The following is an 18,198-nucleotide window of genomic DNA, read 5'->3' as shown; positions in this document are numbered from 1 at the left end:
CGTCTTTCCTTTATTTGTGTGTTGGCGTGTCTAAGCCATTGAGTGGGTGGTTTTCACCAAAGCGATTAGCAAAAAAGCTGTCGATTATTGTTTGTGGTACATCACTAAGAGTTTTGTACTGCCAATTAGGCGCGCCGTCTTTATCTATTAATAACGCTCTTACGCCTTCTTGAAACTCACCTACTTCGCCAGCACGAACCGACATACCCAGCTCCATTTTAAAACACGTTAATAAGCTTTTGCCTTTACTTGTTTTTAATTGCTCACTAACGAGTGCGCAGCTTAGTGGGCATCCGTGTTTAAGTGACTTTTGGGCGCGTTGTAGCCATTTATCGTCAGTAGCTAGAGCTAAAATATAATCAACTTGCTCCTGCAAGGTTGTAAATTCACCCAGCTTTTGAATGGTTGATAAGTTAGCTTTTATATTGCCTTTTGGCATACGCGCAGATTGGTTGTCTAAATCGGTTAATAACTTAGTTAAACGCTCATGATTTAAACTTGCGGTTTTCCCCCACTTTGCAGTTAAAATTTGCTCAAGCATGGCATCATATTTAGTGCTGTCGATGAAGTGATCGGCAAGTGATACAAAACGCGCGTCGTCGCAGTTAATTGATGCCGACGTTAACCCTAAAAATAGCCCCACACTTTGTGGCATTTTATGTAAAAAGTAACTGCCGCCTACATCAGGGTATAAACCTATGGTTTGCTCTGGCATGGCAATGCGTGATGTTTCGGTTACGACGCGGTGGCTAGCACCGGCCATTAGCCCTAAACCGCCGCCCATTACTATGCCGTTACCCCAAACGAGGATAGGTTTATCAAAGGTATGAATAAGGTAATCAAGCTTATACTCAAGCGTAAAAAACTCTTCAACTAAGCTTGTTGGTTTACCTTGCGCCATTGCATGATGAAGGCTTACAACATCGCCGCCTGCACAAAATGCTTTATCGCCTGCGCCTTTTAACAACACCATTGCAATAGCATCATCGTCTTGCCAAGCTCGCAATTGCGGTTCAAGTAATTTGATCATCTCAAAATTAAGTGCATTTAAGGCTTTTGGCGCGTTGAGTGTAATGAGCCCAATTAAACTGCCATTTGCTGCAGTTGCGGTTTCAAATACCACGGGCTCATCGGCGCTATTTAATACTGTTAAAGCACTCATTAGCCGTTTACCCAGTTAGCGCGGCGTTTTTCTAAAAAGGCATTTACGCCTTCTTGTTGATCTTCGGTATCAAATAAACCAACAAATAACTCGCGCTCAAGAGGCAATACACTTGCCATTGGTTGATGGCGCCCTTTTTGAATCAATGTTTTACATGCTGCAACTGAGGTGGGGCTTTGATCGGCCACTTGGTTGGCAAGTTTTAGTGCTGCCGCAAAGCTTTCACCTTGTGGTACTACTTCTTCTACTAAGCCAATTTGCAAGGCTTTATCAGCTTTTAAGCGCTCGCCGCATAAAATCATCCGTTTTGCCCAGCCTTCGCCTACAAGCCATGCTAAATTTTGTGTGCCACCAGCACAGGGTAATAAGCCAACTTTAGCTTCAGGCAATGCCATTTGTGCTTGCTCTTCTGCTATGCGAATATCGCACGCAAGGGCAACTTCTAGCCCGCCGCCCATTGCATAGCCATTAATGGCCGCAACCGACACGCCTCTAAAATTAGTAAGCGCTTCAAATGCTTCACCAAATACACGCGACATATCGGCGGCTACGCCTTTATCGCCACCTGCAAATACGTTTAGGTCGGCACCAGCGCTAAAAAACTTCTCGCCTTCACCAGTCAGTACTAAGGCGTAAATATTTTTGTTATTATTAAGCGCGTTAACGGTATTTTTTAAATCAACTAGGGTGTCTTTTGTCCAGGTATTTGCTGGCGGGTTAGACATAGTTAAAATAGCAACATGACCTTCGGTTGTAAGTTCAATACTCGGATTAGATTTAGATTCTGACATACATTGCTCCTTATAAAACGTCGCTTGCAGACTCAGCCAAAATACGGCGCGCAATAATTACACGCATAATTTCGTTAGTGCCCTCTAAAATTTGATGAACGCGTACATCACGTACATGGCGCTCAAGCGGGTATTCTTTTATGTAACCGTAACCACCATGAATTTGCAGTGCGTCGTTACACACAGTAAAGCCAACATCGGTAGCAAAACGTTTAGCCATGGCGCAGTAAGTGGTTTTTTCAACGTCGTTATTATCAAGTTTAAATGCAGCAAGCCTTACCATTTGGCGCGCAGCTACAAGCTCGGTGTTCATATCGGCAATTTTAAATTGCAATGCTTGAAACGCAGCCAATGGTTTACCAAATTGTGTACGTTCTTTTAAATATTCACGGGCTGTATTAAGCGCCGCTTGCGCTGTACCAATTGAACATGTGGCAATGTTAATTCGACCGCCATCAAGGCCTTGCATCGCAAATTTAAAGCCTTCGCCTTCTGCGCCTAACAAGTTATGCGCAGGAATGCGTACATCTTCAAAGCTAATTAGGCGTGTAGGTTGTGCGTTCCAACCCATTTTTTCCTCAGCTTTGCCGTATTGCACGCCTTTTGCGTCGGCAGGCACTACAAATGCCGAAATACCCGCAGCGCCTTCGCCGCCTGTACGTGCCATTACCACTAATACTTCGGTTTCGCCAGCGCCCGATATAAACATTTTTGAGCCGTTAATAACGTACTCATCACCCTCAAGCACTGCTTTGGTTTTAAGTGATGCGGCGTCTGAGCCCGAGCCTGGCTCTGTTAAACAGTAAGAGGCAAGTAACTCGCCCATGACTAATTGCTCTACGTATTTGTCTTTTACGGCATCGGTACCAAAACTTGCTACCATCCAGGTGGCCATATTATGAATGGTCAACATGGCCGTTGTTGCGGTACAACCCATAGCAAGTTGTTCAAAAATAATGCTCGAATCTAAACGAGATAAACCAAGGCCGCCTGCTTCCTCTGGCGTGTATAAACCACAAAAACCAAGCTCGCCCGCAGCTTTAATCGTGTCTTTAGGAAAAATATGTTCGCGATCCCACTTTGCTGCATGGGGCGCAAGTTCTGACTCGGCAAATTGGCGTGCTGTTTGAGCAAAGGCTTGTTGATCTTCTGATAAGTTAAAGTCCATGGTAGACCTCTTTAATTGTGTTAGTTGTGTTGTTAGTGTGTCCCGTCACAGGGATAGTTTGTGACGAGCGGCGAAGGCTTATGTGTGTGTTGTGTGTGAAGTAGCCTTCGCGCCCATCTTTTTTATTAATTATTCTTTTATTTACTCATTTTTTAATTACGATTATTTTAAGTTAATGCTCATATTTGGACCCGACGCAATTTCGTCTTCAAACCAACGTGATGTAATCGTTTTAGTTTCTGTGTAAAAACGAATACCTTGTTTACCGTACGTGTGTGTATCGCCATAAAACGAGCCTTTCCAACCAGTGAACGAAAAGAACGGAAGTGGCACCGGAATTGGCACATTAATACCTACTTGGCCTACTTCAATTTCGTGTTGGAATTTACGAGCCACTGCGCCGCTTGAGGTAAATAACGAGGTACCGTTACCGTAAGGGCTGTCGTTAATAAGTGCAATTGCTTCATCAAGCGTGTCTACAAACATACACGCTAGTACTGGACCAAATATTTCTTCTTTATATAAATCCATTTCTTTGGTTACATCGGTAAATAACGTTGGGCCAACCCAGTTACCTTGCTCATACCCTTCAACCGTAAAGTCAGAACCATCAATTAAACAGGTAGCGCCTTGCTCTTTACCACCAGCAATAAGTGATAAAATACGTGCTTTTGCTGCTTTTGATGTTTGTGGACCGTATGCCGCATTTGCATCATCCCACACGCCTGGGCGTACATTTTCAAAGCCGGCTTTAATTTCATCTACCCACTCACTTGCTTGACCTACAAATACAGCAACCGAAATACCCATACAACGCTGGCCAGCAGCACCGACCGATGCGCCTACTAAGTTATTTACAACGTGCGATTTACTTGCATCAGGCATAATAACCATGTGGTTTTTAGCGCCAACACAGGCTTGCACGCGCTTAAGGTTTTGCGTGCCTTTAGAATAAATATAAGCACCTACACCACACGAGCCAACAAACGAAATAGCGCGTACTGCTTTATCTTCTAGTAAGCGGTCTACTTGTGTTTTTGTACCGTGAACAACTTGTAATACGCCTTTTGGTGCACCGGCTTCAATAAATAGCTCTGCTAAGCGCATTGGAGTAAGTGGGTCTTGCTCAGACGGTTTTAAAATAAAGGTGTTACCACACACAATAGCCAGCGGGAACATCCAAAGTGGGATCATTGCAGGGAAGTTAAACGGAGTAACACCTGCACATACGCCAAGTGGCTGCATGTAAGAATACGTATCGATTTTACGCGCTACGTTTTCCATTGTTTCACCCATCATTAATGATGGTGCGTTTGCTGCTTGTTCTACTACTTCAATACCACGCCAAACATCGCCTTTTGCATCTTCAAATGTTTTACCCAATTCGTGGCAAATAATGGTAGCAAGCTCATCATGATGTTCTTTTAATAGCGCAGCGTACTTCATCATAATGCGAGCACGTTCAGTAATAGGTACGTCTTTCCATGTTTTAAACGTCTCAGAAGCTGAGGCAATTGCCGCGTCCATTTCTGATTCTGTGGTACATGGCACTTGTGCAAGTACTTCTTGAGTTGCTGGGTTTATAACATCGATAAGCTCTTTTGATGCTGATTGAATAAATTCGCCATTAATAAGTAGTGGTACTTGGTGCATGATTAAATCCTAGTGTGTGAGTTGTGTGTTCTCTTTTAAAATTGGTAGCGCCGCTTTGTTAGTATTATTAGTGCAGCGCATTTATAGTTATTCGTACAGCTTTCTTATAACTATTAAATACCTAGTTAATACGCTTCTACGGCCATAGCAACCGCTTCACCGCCACCAATACATAAAGACGCAATGCCTTTTTTAAGGCCTCGGTTTTTAAGGGCATGAATAAGCGTTACTAAAATACGCGCGCCGCTTGCACCAATTGGGTGGCCAAGTGCACATGCACCGCCATTAACGTTTACTTTGCTTTCATCAAGTTTTAACTCGTTAATAGCCAGCATGGTTACCATGGCAAATGCTTCGTTAATTTCCCAAAGATCAACATCGTTTACAGCCCAACCTGCTTTTTCAAGCACGCTGTTCATAGCCCCTACTGGCGCTACTGTAAATTCACTTGGTTTTTGAGAATGCGTGCTGTGCGCCACAATTTTACAAAGCGGTGTTAAGCCCTGCTCTTTTGCTTTTGATTCGCTCATTAATATAAGCGCTGCGCCACCATCTGAAATTGACGATGAATTAGCCGCTGTAATAGTCCCGTCTTTTTTAAAGGCTGCACGTAAGGTAGGAATTTTTTCTGGGCGGGCGTTACCTGGTTGCTCATCAATCGATACTGTTACATCGCCTTTGCGTGTTTGCATCGTATGCGGTGCAACTTCGTTATCAAAGCTACCATTTTGTATCGCGGCTTTAGCTTTACTTAATGAGCCTAATGCAAACGCATCCATTTGCTCGCGGCCAATGCCGTATTCGTCGGCGGTGTCTTGTGCAAAACAACCCATAGCTTTGTTGTCGTAAGCATCTTCAAGGCCGTCGCTCATCATGTGATCTTTTATTTCGCCATGTCCCATACGCATACCGCCACGCGCTTTTGGTATAAAGTACGGTGCGTTTGTCATGCTTTCCATGCCACCGGCAATAGCAGATTGGATAGAGCCTGCTTTAATTAAATCGTTTGCAAGCATGGCCGCTTTTAAACCAGAGCCACATACTTTGTTAATTGTTGTAGCGCCAGTGCTAAGTGCAAGGCCTGCTTTTAACATTGCTTGGCGTGCGGGTGCTTGTCCAAGGCCTGCTGGTAATACACAGCCCATAATTACTTCGTCTATTGCATCATTAGCTAAACCAGTTTGTGCAAGTGCGCTGGCAATGGCGGTAGCGCCAAGCTCGGTAGACTGCGCATCACTTAACGCTCCCATAAAACCACCCATTGGGGTGCGTTTTGCTGCTACAATTACCACTGATTCTAAAGTCATAACTAACTCCATTGTATTTATATGCAAATAGTTGTTAGTATATTTGCTCTATTAATTTAGTATTCATTTATTATTTAATACCCTTACACAATACTAACGTTTACGCCAACGTCAACTAAAAACAGCTTAATTTTTAGTTTTATAAGTGTAAGGATTATTTTCCATCGGTTACGCTTCACTGACAAAATAAAAATAACCCATTGAATATTAATAATATAAATCAACACCTCGCTTAAACATCCCTTTATAAATAGTTTCAAATCACACCAAGCTTTACCTTTACGTAAACTTCACTTATATTGGAGTTATTCGAATGAGGTAAATACAATTATGAAACCAGATAATCAAACAAACTTTGCAAGCTCAGCCAAAATGCCGGCCAGTAATGAACAAACATTTAGCATTAGCGAACTCGCTAAAGAATTTGACATTACAACCCGCTCTATTCGCTTTTACGAAGACCAAGGGTTAATAACGCCAGAACGTAATGGTCAAACCCGTATTTATTCAAAACGCGATAAAGTGCGTTTAAAACTAATATTACGTGGTAAGCGCCTTGGCTTTACATTGGCCGAAACCGGTCGTTTGTTTGAACTGTACGACGCAGATAAATCAAGCGCTAAGCAGTTGGTTACTATGCTTGACCTTATTTCAGAAAAAAAAGCAGACCTATCTCAACAAATGGACGACATTAAAGTTGTTCTTATGGAGTTGGTGACGGCCGAGCGCCGCTGTAGAGACACGCTTAATAAAATAGACGAGTAAGTTTATTTTTAAAATAAAAACACACTGACAACACACGTCACACAGGAATGAATCATGAGCACTATTTCACTATATAAAGAAATGAACTTTGGCCTTGGCGAAACCGCCGATATGATCCGCGACCACGTAAATAGTTTTGCAAGTCAGGAGATTGCCCCGCTTGCTGAAAAAACGGACTTAGATAACGCTTTTCCAAATCAACTTTGGACTCAAATGGGCGAAATGGGCGTACTAGGTATGACCGTATCTGAAGAACTTGGCGGCGCCGGTTTAGGTTACTTAGAACATGTTATTGCTATGGAAGAAATTAGCCGTGCTAGTGCCTCTATAGGGTTAAGCTATGGAGCACATTCAAACCTGTGTGTTAATCAAATTAACCGTAACGGGTCACAAGCTCAAAAAGAAAAATACTTACCTAAGCTTATTAGTGGTGAGCACATTGGTGCTCTTGCAATGAGCGAGCCTAATGCGGGCTCTGACGTTGTATCGATGAAACTCAAAGCCGAAAAAAAAGGCGATAAGTACATTTTAAACGGCAACAAAATGTGGATCACCAATGGCCCAGACGCACACACGTTAGTTATTTACGCTAAAACAGATTTAAGCGCCGGCGCTAAAGGCATTACCGCGTTTATTGTTGAGAGCAACTTTCCTGGTTTTTCAACAGCGCAAAAGCTCGACAAACTGGGCATGCGCGGCTCAAACACCTGTGAGCTAGTATTTGAAAACTGCGAAGTGCCAGAAGAGAATATTTTAGGTAACTTAAACGAAGGCGTTAAAGTACTTATGAGTGGCCTTGATTACGAACGCGTAGTACTTGCAGCGGGCCCGCTTGGCATAATGCAAGCGTGTATGGACATAGTGGTACCGTACATTCATGAGCGTAAACAGTTTGATACCCCTATTGGTCAATTTCAGTTAATTCAGGGCAAAGTAGCCGACATGTATACACAAATGAATGCTGCGCGTTCATACGTATACACGGTAGCTAAAGCGTGTGACCGAGGCGAAACCACCCGTAAAGATGCAGCCGGTGCAATTTTATACGCCGCTGAGCTTGCAACTAAAATGGCACTTGATGCGATTCAAATTTTAGGTGGCAATGGCTACATAAACGAATACGCAACAGGTCGCCTTCTTCGTGACGCTAAATTATACGAAATTGGTGCAGGTACATCCGAAATTCGCCGCATGCTTATTGGCCGCGAACTTTTCACAGAAAGCCGTTAAGGATTAAACCATGACTATTTTAAAATCGAGCGTTAATCCTCACGATCCAACGTTTGTGCAAAACCATAAAAATATGTCAGCGCTGGTGGATGATTTACGCAGTAAAGTAGCAACAATTAGCCAAGGCGGAGGCGCTGCATTAAAAGATCGCCACGAAGGCCGTGGTAAATTATTAGTACGCGACCGCATAAATACATTAATTGACGAAGGCTCACCGTTTTTAGAAATTTCGCAATTTGCAGCCTTTGGTGTGTACGAACAAGCAATACCTTGTGCAGGCGTTGTAGCCGGTATTGGCCGTGTTAAAGGCGTTGAATGCATGATTATTGCAAACGATGCCACGGTTAAAGGCGGTACATATTTTCCGCTTACCGTTAAAAAGCATTTACGCGCACAAGACATCGCAGAGCGCTGCCACTTACCGTGTATTTATTTGGTGGATTCCGGCGGTGCAAATCTGCCAGAGCAAGATGATGTATTTCCAGATAAGCTGCATTTTGGTCGTATTTTTTACAATCAAGCCCGTATGTCGGGCAAAGGCATTCCACAAATTGCTGTAGTCATGGGCTTATGTACCGCAGGTGGTGCGTACGTACCTGCAATGGCCGATGAAAGCATTATTGTAAAAGATCAAGGCACTATATTTTTAGCAGGTCCGCCCCTTGTAAAAGCAGCAACCGGCGAGGAAGTAACAGCCGAAGAGTTAGGCGGCGCCGATGTGCACTGTAAAATTTCGGGTGTTGCCGATCACTACGCTGAAAACGATGCTCATGCGCTGTCTATTGCGCGCCAATGTATTGAGCGTATTAATTACACACGCCCTACAGCCCCTCTTCTAGATGATGTAAAACCACCCCGTTACGATATAAACGAGCTTTACGGCATTGTAGGCACCGACCTTAAAAAGCCGTTTGATGTACGCGAAGTAATAGCGCGCACAGTGGACGACTCATCATTTGATGAATTTAAACGTTACTTTGGTGAAACGCTGGTCACCGGCTTTGCCAATATTTATGGCAATCCTGTTGGCATAGTGGCTAATAACGGTATTTTATTTAGTGAGTCGGCGCAAAAAGGCGCGCACTTTATTCAACTGTGTGCTCAGCGCAATATTCCTTTAGTGTTTTTACAAAATATTACCGGCTTTATGGTGGGTAAAAAATACGAAGCCGAAGGCATTGCAAAGCACGGCGCTAAAATGGTGATGGCGGTTTCGTGTGCTGACGTGCCTAAATTCACAGTACTTATTGGCGGCTCTTACGGCGCAGGTAACTACGGTATGTGTGGCCGCGCATTTGAACCAACTATGATGTGGATGTGGCCTAATGCCCGTATTTCGGTCATGGGCGGCGAGCAAGCAGCCGGTGTAATGGCGCAAGTTAAACAAGATGGTTTAGCACGCAAAGGCCAAAGCATGAGCGAGCAAGAAATCAGTGATTTTAAAAAGCCAATTATTGATCAGTACGAAGAGCAAGGTCATCCGTATTACGCAAGTGCACGCTTGTGGGATGACGGCATTATAGACCCTGCCGATACGCGTAATGTATTAGGGCTTGCGTTAACGGCTGCTAATAACGCACCAAAACGTGATTCGAAATTTGGCGTATTTAGAATGTAACCGGAGCGCAAAATGTCAGTAACACTACAAATAACAAAATCTAATGTGGCTGTACTTGTGTTAAGTCGCCCAGAAAAAAGAAATGCATTTAACAGTGAAGTAATACACGAACTTATTCAGTGTATTGAACATGCAAATACGCTTGATATTCGTGCTTTGGTTTTAAAAACTGAGGGTAAACACTTTTCAGCAGGCGCCGATTTAGCCTGGATGAAATCAATGGCTGATAACAACTATGCCGATAACCTAGCTGATTCAATGCAATTAGCTAAGTTGATGCAGGTATTGGCAAGCTCGCCCCACCCTACAATTTGTGCTGTGCAAGGTGCTGCTTTTGGTGGTGCACTGGGCTTAATTGCCTGTTGCGACATAGCCCTTTGTAAAGACGATGCGCAATTTTGTTTAAGTGAAGTAAAGCTGGGTCTTATTCCGGCGGTTATTAGCCCGTATGTCATTAAAGCCATTGGTGAGCGCGCTGCTCGCAGGTACTTTTTAACGGCTGAAGTGTTTGATGCACATACTGCTAAGCAACTTGGTTTAATTCATCAAGTAACCGGTAATTTAGACTGTGCACTCGATAATATGCTGCAAACACTGATTGATAACGGACCTGTTGCAGTAAAAGCCGCAAAAGCATTAATTAACGATGTAGCAAATAAACCAATAACCGATGAACTCATTGAGCTTACCGCAGAGCGTATTGCAAAAGTTCGCGTATCTGAAGAAGGTCAAGAAGGGCTAAGTGCTTTTTTTGATAAACGCCCACCCGCTTGGCAACTGTAGGATTGATTATGAACACACAACGATTACAAAAAATACTGATTGCCAATCGTGGAGAAATTGCGTGCCGTGTAATGCGCAGCGCAAAACAAATGGGCTTAACCACGGTCGCGGTTTATTCTGATGCAGACAAACATGCCCAGCACGTAAAAATGGCTGACGAGGCTTACCATATTGGTGCCGCGCCAAGTAAAGATTCGTATTTAGTAGCAGACAAAATTTTACAAGTTGCCAAAGACTGCGGCGCTGATTGTATTCATCCAGGCTATGGTTTTTTATCTGAGAACAGCGAATTTGCTAAAGCCTGCGAAGCTAATAACATTGCTTTTATAGGGCCACCAGCAAGCAGTATTGAAGCAATGGGGTCTAAAACCCGCGCTAAAGAAATAATGGCAGCTGCTAATGTGCCATTAGTACCTGGTTATTATGGCGATAAACAAGACCCTACTTTTTTACAAAGTGAAGCTGAAAAAATTGGCTACCCTGTACTAATTAAAGCCGCCTTTGGTGGCGGTGGTAAAGGCATGCGCGTTGTGCAAAAAGCAAAAGACTTTATGAGCGCACTACAAGGTGCGCAACGTGAAGCGATTGCCGGTTTTGGTGACGATTTAGTATTGCTTGAGCGCTACGTTAACCAGCCTCGCCATGTTGAAGTGCAAGTATTTGCGGATAACCATGGTAACTGTGTTTATTTAGGCGATCGTGATTGTTCTTTGCAACGTCGTCATCAAAAAGTAATTGAAGAAGCCCCTGCTCCGGGTTTATCTGACGAACTACGCAAAGAAATGGGCGAAGCGGCTGTGCGTTGTGCATTGGCTATAAATTATAGAGGCGCAGGTACGGTTGAGTTTTTACTGTGTGGCGATGAATTTTTCTTTATGGAAATGAATACGCGCCTTCAAGTAGAGCATCCAGTGACCGAAATGGTTACCGGTGTAGATTTAGTCAATTGGCAAATTAATATTGCGGGTGGGCAAACACTGCCACTGACACAAAGTGATATTCAATTGCAGGGTCATAGCTTTGAAGCGCGTATATACGCAGAAGATCCAGCTAACGACTTTATCCCGTGCTCTGGCACTATTGAAGCGCTACATACACCCCTTAACAGCGAATTTGTACGCATTGATACAGGCATTGCACAAGGCGACGAAATTAGCCCGTTTTACGATCCGATGATTGCAAAACTTATTGTGCACGACGACAATCGCGAACAAGCACTGAGCCGCTTACAACAAGCCCTTGAGCAATTTCATTTAGCGGGTTTTAGCACTAACATTGGCTTTTTACATAATTTAGCAAGCCACCCTACCTTTAAACAAGGTGCGCCAAGCACACACTTTATTGCAGAGCAAGGCGACTCGTTAGTTGCGGTTGACGAATCGTTATTACAAACGAGCCAGCTTATTGCTGCTTTTGCATATTTAGAATCGCTGACTAGCACCCAAAATGCGCAAAACAGTGCAAGCCCGTGGCAACAACTGAGTGGTTTTACACTCAATGCACCACAAGCAATTAAAGTCCCTTTTTCCGATTTTCAGCTAAGCGCTATAAAAACGACAGCAGGCTACAGTATTACGCATAACGAGCACGTATTTAACCTACAAGGCACATTAAATAATAATTTGTGCAGTGTATTTATTAACGGCAAAAAACATAGCGCGCACGTAACTACGGTAGGTAATAATACTGTTGGCAATATTGTCACTGTTATGAATAAAGCACTGCAAACTAAGCTTGAACTAGTTGATAAGCATTATATTAGTTCGCATGAAAGTGAAGCACTACCACTTGCCGCCCCGCTCAATGGCACGGTAGTAAAACACTTAATCGACATTGGTAGCACAATTACCAAAGGCGATGCGGTTGTTATTATCGAAGCCATGAAAATGGAATACACGCTTAACGCACCACACGACGGCATTTTAAAAAGCTACTGCTTTGGTGAAGGCGAATTAGTAACGCATGGTGCTCTGCTTGCTATAGTAGAAGATACAACTGAGGAAGGTGCATAATGAGTGCCTTTCCAAGTAAAGTACGTATTGTTGAAGTTGGCGCGCGAGACGGCCTACAAAACGAAAAAACAGTAAGCACAGCCGATAAAGTAGCGCTTATTAACGCCCTAAGTGCTGCAGGTTTAAAAGATATTGAAGCGGGCGCGTTTGTCTCCCCTAAGTGGGTGCCACAAATGGCTGACTCAGCGGATGTAATATCAGCCCTTGATTTACCCAATGTAAATTTAAGCGCCCTTACACCTAACTTAAAAGGTGCACAAGCAGCGCACGCTGTTGGTATTAAAGAGTTTGCTATATTTACAGCTGCGAGTGAGTCGTTTTGTCAAAAAAATATCAACTGCTCAATAGACGAAAGTATTGAACGTTTTAGCGAAGTAATGGCGTTTGCTAAAGCGAATAATATTCGCGTACGTGGTTATGTAAGCTGTGTGCTAGGTTGCCCTTATGAGGGTGAAATTGACCCACAAGCAGTACTAAGTGTATCGCAAAAGCTATTAGATTTAGGCTGTTACGAAGTAAGCCTTGGCGATACCATAGGTGTTGGCACCGCAAAAAAAGTAACGCAATTAATCGAGTTACTTTTAACGCACATTGATAAAGCCAAGTTGGCCGTGCATTTTCATGATACATATGGCCAAGCGCTCACAAATATTTACGCAGCTTTAAGCCTAGGTATTACAACGGTTGACGCGGCAGTTGCGGGCCTTGGTGGCTGTCCTTATGCTAAGGGGGCGTCAGGAAATGTTGCCACCGAAGATGTAGTTTACTTACTGCAAGGGCTTGGCATTGAACACTCAATTGATTTACAAAGGTTAAGTGACGCTGGCTGGGAGATAACCAAAGCACTTGGTAAGCAACCTGTGAGCAAAGTATCTGTGGCACTGCACACAAAATAACCTGAGCTCTGGATAATAAATCTATCTCGAGCAGCTATTTTCAGCACTAACTGCGTTGAATTTACTTGCAATAGGCCAGCTATTGACGCGTAAATTCGCCTTGTTTTCACTGAAAATCTCTGGCTAGAGAAAATAAATTTAAATATCACCCTGATTCATATGTTAGTAAATCTATTAACCAGAGTTCAGGTTAAATAGCTATCTTATGAAATGATGATTAAAGATAGTTAACAACAAATAGCACACAATGAGGAGAGACTCATGGCCGGTTTTGATAAGGTAGTTTCTAGTTACGAAGCTGCAATGGAAGGATTAAAAGACGGCGATACTATTATTGCCGGTGGTTTTGGTTTATGTGGTATTCCTGAGGGCTTAATTAAACAAATTAAGCACATGCAAACAAAAAACTTAACCGTAGTATCTAATAACTGTGGTGTTGATGACTTTGGTTTAGGTATTTTATTACAAGACAAACAAATTAAAAAAGTAGTTGCCTCGTACGTTGGCGAAAACGCCCTATTCGAGCAGCAGTTATTAAGTGGCGAAATTGATGTAGAGCTTACGCCTCAAGGTACACTAGCTGAAAAAATGCGTGCTGGCGGCGCGGGTATACCTGCGTTTTACACCGCAACCGGTTACGGTACTCCTGTGGCTGAGGGTAAAGATGTAAAAGAGTTTAATGGCCGCCCGTATATTTTAGAAGAATCTATAACGGGTGAATTTGCTATTGTTAAAGCGTGGAAAGCCGACCGCTTTGGTAATTTAGTGTTTAGACACACCGCCATGAATTTTAATCCAATGGCGGCAACAGCGGGTAAAATTACCGTTGCCGAAGTAGAAGAAATTGTAGAACCGGGTGAGCTTGAGCCAAGCCAAATTCATACCCCGGGTATTTTTGTAAATCGCGTTATTAAAGGCAGCTTTGAAAAACGCATTGAACGTGTAACAACACGAGATTAAGCAGGAGCATAATTATGGCATTATCACGTGAACAAGTTGCAATGCGCGTTGCACAAGAACTTCAAGATGGTTACTACGTAAATTTGGGCATAGGAATTCCGACACTCGTCGCAAACTATGTACCAGATGATATTGAAGTTATGTTACAGTCCGAAAATGGCCTTTTAGGCATGGGCCCGTACCCTACTAAAGCAGAGCTAGACGCCGATATGATTAACGCGGGTAAAGAAACCGTGACAGCAGCCACAGGTGCAGCCATATTTAATAGTGCAGATAGTTTTGCCATGATACGGGGTGGTCATGTAGACTTAACCGTTCTGGGTGCATTTGAAGTTGACCAGAACGGCAACATCGCATCGTGGATGATCCCTAAAAAGCTGATTAAAGGCATGGGTGGCGCGATGGATTTAGTCGCTGGCGCGAAAAATATTATTGTTACTATGACCCATGCAAGTAAGCATGGTGACTCTAAACTATTAGAAGCCTGCTCTTTACCGCTTACTGGCGTTAATTGCGTAAAAAAAATAGTAACAGATTTAGCCGTATTAGAAGTTAAAGACGGCGCATTTCATCTATTAGAACGTGCTCCGGGCGTATCTGTTGATGAAATCATTAGTAAAACAGCAGGTAAATTACTTGTTGACGGTGAAGTTCCAGAAATGGTTTTTTAGGCTTTAGCTTAAAATAACGCTTTACCCTGTACCGACCTCATTCCCAGTGCCAATGGCGCTGAGTTACCCAAAATCCCTCGCAAGAGGGATTTTTTTTATCTTTTGTCATTATTTTTACCGTCATTCATACATCTGTAGTAAATTTTATCTATAATACAAATATAAATTAAATGTAAGCGCTTAGATTCTTTGCACTATTTTGTGGATAGCCTGCACCCTTTTTGTGAACTAGCGTTAATTTTATTTTTAACCTATTGATATTTAAACATTAAATAGTTGGTTCAAATTTTGCCTAAGTAAGGCGTCTCAATAAATTAAATAATTCTGGAAAACATGCAAACTCCTATTCGTGGCCTTCGCTCTTTTTGCTTTGCCGCAAGAAGCCTAAGTTTTAAGCATGCAGCTAATGAGCTGTACTTAACGCCGTCTGCGGTAAGCCATCAAATAAAACAACTTGAAGAACAACTTGGTATTGAGCTTTTTCAACGTAAAACGCGTTCAATTAGCTTAACCACAGCGGGTAAAAACTTTTTTGATGCTGTGTCTCCTATCATCACAATGTTAGAGAGCACCATTAATGAGTTTAGTCAGATGCAGCAAAATACAAATTTGACGATTACCTTGCCTGAATTTTTTGCCAGCGAACTACTCATGCCTAAATTAAGTGAATGGACGTCAGAACACCCTAATATAAACCTGCAAATGGACACGCTTAAAACACGCAAAGAATTAACGCGTCATAGCGATTTATCTATTGTATTGTCCTCAGGTAAACCTACTGAAGGGTTAGCGACTGAGTTGTTTAACCTTGAATATATTCCTGCATGCAATAAAAAATTGCTCGATCAGTGGAGGGACGATCATCGTCAAGCCCTTAACCAAGTTCCGCTAATCTTGCACAAAGCTCGCCCTTGGGCTTGGCATCAGTGGGCCGAAAAAGCAGGGATTGATGACTTTTCTCCTTCGCAGATTATTCAAATAGATAGCATGTTTGGTGTAGCGCGTGCAGCGCAGCAAGGCATGGGCATTGCACTTATCCCACTGCCTATTAGCCAAAGCTGGCTAGATGAGCAATGGCTTTACAAGTTATTCGAACAGCCTTTAACAACTAAAGATAAATACTATTTAGTGCAGCACGAATCAAGCACGCCTAATCACCCGCTTGATTTGTTTGCGAAGTGGGTTGTAAATACGTTTAGAAAAATTCAAGAATAATCCCCTATTAAGTGAGTTCAGTAATACAACCTACTCTGTGTTGTATTACTGAACTCGTCTAATACCAACCTGCATAAATCTTTGATCAACTTAACGAATTAAATTGCACTATTACGTCGTTAAAAATTTTTTATTTACGACTGCATGGATGCAGGAGGTAGAGCAATGCAGGGAGCAATTGCCGAGAACAACTAGATACAAAAATTTTTGCCTAGTTCTAGCGTAATTTTCTTAACGTTAAATAGACCCCATATATAAGCAGATTGGTATAACTCCCTGCAAATTTGAATGATATTTTTTAATTAAATACATAAACTTAGCGCCATGTATTAGACTAAAGTCTATAGTTTAATTTTTTTCACTCATTGGTTTCGTTTTTATCGTTTGTCGAAAATAAAGTTAAATATTAAAGTTGCTTTATCAGCTCAAAACAACTTAGTTAAATTGTTTCTTAAGAGCAATAAATGCAACCTTTAGAGTTCTAGTAACTCAAACGTAGCAGTGAAAAGAATCTTATATTGTGTGTGTAAGATGTTGTCAGTGTGAAAAAGCGGTTCAAGTTAGGTGGTGACTTGGCTTGAACTGTTTTTATTTTTGGCGCAAACCACATGGTATGCAATACAAAGCTACCAAAGCGTAGTAAACAGAATCTTTATATTGTGTGTGAAGATGTTGTCAGTGTGAAAAAGCGGTTCAAGTTAGGTGGTGACTTAGCTTGAACTGTTTTTATTTTTGGCGCAAACCACATGGTATGCAATACAAAGCTACCAAAGCGTAGTAAACAGAATCTTTATATTGTGTGTGAAGATGTTGTCAGTGTGAAAAAGCGGTTCAAGTTAGGTGGTGACTTGGCTTGAACTGTTTTTATTTTTGGCGCAAACCACATGATATTCAATACAAAGCTACCAAAGCGTAGTAAACAGAATCTTTATATTGTGTGTGAAGATGTTGTCAGTGTGAAAAAGCGGTTCAAGTTAGGTGGTGACTTAGCTTGAACTGTTTTTATTTTTGGCGCAAACCACATGATATGCAATATAAGTTTAATACTTTTAAAAGCACCGTAAGTTATAACTTACGGGGCTTTTTTAGTTAATTTTTAATTTGATATTCTTTTTTTAATTTACTTATTTGCACTTTATGTGAAATCAAGAAGGTATTAAATTTCTTGATTATGTCAGGGTAGTCAATCGACGATAATAAAAAGGCTTGTAAATCTGTCGGCAATTCGTTTTGAAAATAAACAGGTCGGGTTAATTTAAAGTATTTTTGGAGGTTATAATTTAATACATCGTTAGAAATGTAAATACACTCCACCCGCTCTTTTAAAAGCAACTCTATTAATTCAATTACGTTAGCTGTTTCTATTAACTCAACGTTTTCATTATTCATTAACGGTTTAAAGCTTTGAGGCGTAAACCCTCTTACCGTTGCAAAACTAATGCATTCATCAATAGTGATATTTTTATTTAAACTCGCAATGCCCGTTTTAGTCACAACGGTTGGCTGCGAATAAATAATTTTATTTACATCAATAAATGAAGCTTTGTAGCTTGGTTTCCAGCTAGGGTTATCTGGATACTTAAAGTCGACATGGCGATGTTCCACAAATTCTTTGTAAAGTCGATTAATAGGTAGTGTGTAAAACTCAAACTTAAAGTCATGCTGCTGGGCAAACAAGGTAAGTAACTTTTGACTGAAACCATAATAGTCGCGGTTATCAGCCCCACTACCATCGTAGTATGGAAGGTATTCTATATTCTCTACGCCTACTACGTAATGAGTCGCTGATTTAGCGTTGTTTATTAAAAGCAGTAAAGCGAATGGCAAATATATTAACTGCGTTGCTATTTTTTTTAATTGATTCATTAATAACCTAAGTAATATTATTGACGATTAGCTGCACGCTTAAATTTTAACAAATTTGCAAAGATTATGATAAGCCTATTTTGTTTTATGCAAAAAAAAGC

The 18,198-nt window shown here is 41.9% G+C and carries 15 protein-coding genes; 9 read left to right on the top strand and 6 right to left on the bottom strand.

Annotation, left to right across the window (positions count from 1 at the left end):
* Positions 1-10: 10 nt before the first annotated feature.
* From JG479_RS07630 to JG479_RS07610, 5 genes are all read right to left on the bottom strand, one after another.
* The gene (locus JG479_RS07630) at positions 11-1,162 is read right to left on the bottom strand and encodes an enoyl-CoA hydratase/isomerase family protein (protein ID WP_200220258.1); all 1,152 of its coding nucleotides are present in this window, start codon (positions 1,160-1,162) and stop codon (positions 11-13) included.
* Positions 1,162-1,953, bottom strand: coding sequence for an enoyl-CoA hydratase (locus tag JG479_RS07625; protein WP_169060213.1), 792 nt, complete (start codon positions 1,951-1,953; stop codon positions 1,162-1,164). Before JG479_RS07625 ends, JG479_RS07630 begins: the two co-directional genes overlap by 1 nt.
* A 10-nt stretch (positions 1,954-1,963) precedes the next feature.
* Positions 1,964-3,121: an acyl-CoA dehydrogenase family protein gene (locus JG479_RS07620; protein WP_138489023.1), complete on the bottom strand. Its 1,158-nt coding sequence runs from the start codon at positions 3,119-3,121 to the stop codon at positions 1,964-1,966.
* A gap of 162 nt (positions 3,122-3,283) precedes the next feature.
* On the bottom strand, positions 3,284-4,774 hold the full coding sequence (locus JG479_RS07615; protein ID WP_200220257.1) for a CoA-acylating methylmalonate-semialdehyde dehydrogenase: 1,491 nt from the start codon (positions 4,772-4,774) through the stop codon (positions 3,284-3,286).
* A gap of 125 nt (positions 4,775-4,899) precedes the next feature.
* Complete coding sequence (locus JG479_RS07610; RefSeq protein ID WP_008135263.1) at positions 4,900-6,081, bottom strand: thiolase family protein; 1,182 nt, start codon at positions 6,079-6,081, stop codon at positions 4,900-4,902.
* Positions 6,082-6,411: 330 nt separating this feature from the next.
* Here JG479_RS07610 and JG479_RS07605 point away from each other — a divergent pair, with 330 nt between their 5' ends.
* The 9 genes from JG479_RS07605 to JG479_RS07565 all read left to right on the top strand — a co-directional run bounded on the left by JG479_RS07605 (position 6,412) and on the right by JG479_RS07565 (position 16,231).
* Positions 6,412-6,846: a MerR family transcriptional regulator gene (locus tag JG479_RS07605; RefSeq protein ID WP_008135264.1), complete on the top strand. Its 435-nt coding sequence runs from the start codon at positions 6,412-6,414 to the stop codon at positions 6,844-6,846.
* Positions 6,847-6,900: 54 nt separating this feature from the next.
* Positions 6,901-8,076: an isovaleryl-CoA dehydrogenase gene (locus JG479_RS07600; protein WP_200220256.1), complete on the top strand. Its 1,176-nt coding sequence runs from the start codon at positions 6,901-6,903 to the stop codon at positions 8,074-8,076.
* A 10-nt stretch (positions 8,077-8,086) separates the two neighbouring features.
* Positions 8,087-9,694 (top strand): carboxyl transferase domain-containing protein, encoded by a 1,608-nt coding sequence (locus tag JG479_RS07595; RefSeq protein ID WP_200220255.1) that lies wholly within the window; start codon positions 8,087-8,089, stop codon positions 9,692-9,694.
* A gap of 12 nt (positions 9,695-9,706) precedes the next feature.
* Positions 9,707-10,477: an enoyl-CoA hydratase/isomerase family protein gene (locus JG479_RS07590; protein ID WP_200220254.1), complete on the top strand. Its 771-nt coding sequence runs from the start codon at positions 9,707-9,709 to the stop codon at positions 10,475-10,477.
* A gap of 8 nt (positions 10,478-10,485) precedes the next feature.
* Entirely contained in the window at positions 10,486-12,489 is a 2,004-nt protein-coding gene (locus tag JG479_RS07585; protein ID WP_200220253.1) for an acetyl/propionyl/methylcrotonyl-CoA carboxylase subunit alpha, read from the top strand.
* Positions 12,489-13,385 carry a hydroxymethylglutaryl-CoA lyase gene (locus JG479_RS07580; RefSeq protein ID WP_200220252.1) on the top strand — a complete coding sequence of 299 codons (897 nt, stop codon included), beginning with the start codon at positions 12,489-12,491 and terminating at the stop codon, positions 13,383-13,385. The genes JG479_RS07585 and JG479_RS07580 overlap by 1 nt, the downstream gene beginning before the upstream one ends.
* 261 nt (positions 13,386-13,646) lie before the next feature.
* The gene (locus JG479_RS07575; protein WP_008135270.1) at positions 13,647-14,345 is read left to right on the top strand and encodes a CoA transferase subunit A; all 699 of its coding nucleotides are present in this window, start codon (positions 13,647-13,649) and stop codon (positions 14,343-14,345) included.
* 14 nt (positions 14,346-14,359) lie between these two features.
* Entirely contained in the window at positions 14,360-15,016 is a 657-nt protein-coding gene (locus JG479_RS07570; RefSeq protein WP_039489749.1) for a CoA transferase subunit B, read from the top strand.
* Between the two features lie 333 nt (positions 15,017-15,349).
* Entirely contained in the window at positions 15,350-16,231 is an 882-nt protein-coding gene (locus JG479_RS07565) for a LysR family transcriptional regulator (RefSeq protein ID WP_002961883.1), read from the top strand.
* Between the two features lie 1,089 nt (positions 16,232-17,320).
* Here JG479_RS07565 and JG479_RS07560 read toward each other — a convergent pair.
* Positions 17,321-18,097 carry an amino acid ABC transporter substrate-binding protein gene (locus JG479_RS07560; RefSeq protein WP_200220251.1) on the bottom strand — a complete coding sequence of 259 codons (777 nt, stop codon included), beginning with the start codon at positions 18,095-18,097 and terminating at the stop codon, positions 17,321-17,323.
* Positions 18,098-18,198 lie beyond the last annotated feature (101 nt).

Source organism: Pseudoalteromonas sp. LC2018020214 (genome assembly GCF_016598755.1).
Lineage (GTDB): Bacteria > Pseudomonadota > Gammaproteobacteria > Enterobacterales > Alteromonadaceae > Pseudoalteromonas > Pseudoalteromonas distincta.
This window is presented reverse-complemented; position numbering and strand designations above follow the sequence as displayed.

Excerpts from the sequence above, each read along its gene's own strand:
- JG479_RS07630 (WP_200220258.1), bottom strand. The coding sequence starts at position 1,162 with ATGAGTGCTTTAACAGTATTAAATAGCGCCGATGAGCCCGTGGTATTT.
- JG479_RS07625 (WP_169060213.1), bottom strand. The coding sequence starts at position 1,953 with ATGTCAGAATCTAAATCTAATCCGAGTATTGAACTTACAACCGAAGGT.
- JG479_RS07620 (WP_138489023.1), bottom strand. The coding sequence starts at position 3,121 with ATGGACTTTAACTTATCAGAAGATCAACAAGCCTTTGCTCAAACAGCA.
- JG479_RS07615 (WP_200220257.1), bottom strand. The coding sequence starts at position 4,774 with ATGCACCAAGTACCACTACTTATTAATGGCGAATTTATTCAATCAGCA.
- JG479_RS07610 (WP_008135263.1), bottom strand. The coding sequence starts at position 6,081 with ATGACTTTAGAATCAGTGGTAATTGTAGCAGCAAAACGCACCCCAATG.
- JG479_RS07605 (WP_008135264.1), top strand. The coding sequence starts at position 6,412 with ATGAAACCAGATAATCAAACAAACTTTGCAAGCTCAGCCAAAATGCCG.
- JG479_RS07600 (WP_200220256.1), top strand. The coding sequence starts at position 6,901 with ATGAGCACTATTTCACTATATAAAGAAATGAACTTTGGCCTTGGCGAA.
- JG479_RS07595 (WP_200220255.1), top strand. The coding sequence starts at position 8,087 with ATGACTATTTTAAAATCGAGCGTTAATCCTCACGATCCAACGTTTGTG.
- JG479_RS07590 (WP_200220254.1), top strand. The coding sequence starts at position 9,707 with ATGTCAGTAACACTACAAATAACAAAATCTAATGTGGCTGTACTTGTG.
- JG479_RS07585 (WP_200220253.1), top strand. The coding sequence starts at position 10,486 with ATGAACACACAACGATTACAAAAAATACTGATTGCCAATCGTGGAGAA.
- JG479_RS07580 (WP_200220252.1), top strand. The coding sequence starts at position 12,489 with ATGAGTGCCTTTCCAAGTAAAGTACGTATTGTTGAAGTTGGCGCGCGA.
- JG479_RS07575 (WP_008135270.1), top strand. The coding sequence starts at position 13,647 with ATGGCCGGTTTTGATAAGGTAGTTTCTAGTTACGAAGCTGCAATGGAA.
- JG479_RS07570 (WP_039489749.1), top strand. The coding sequence starts at position 14,360 with ATGGCATTATCACGTGAACAAGTTGCAATGCGCGTTGCACAAGAACTT.
- JG479_RS07565 (WP_002961883.1), top strand. The coding sequence starts at position 15,350 with ATGCAAACTCCTATTCGTGGCCTTCGCTCTTTTTGCTTTGCCGCAAGA.
- JG479_RS07560 (WP_200220251.1), bottom strand. The coding sequence starts at position 18,097 with ATGAATCAATTAAAAAAAATAGCAACGCAGTTAATATATTTGCCATTC.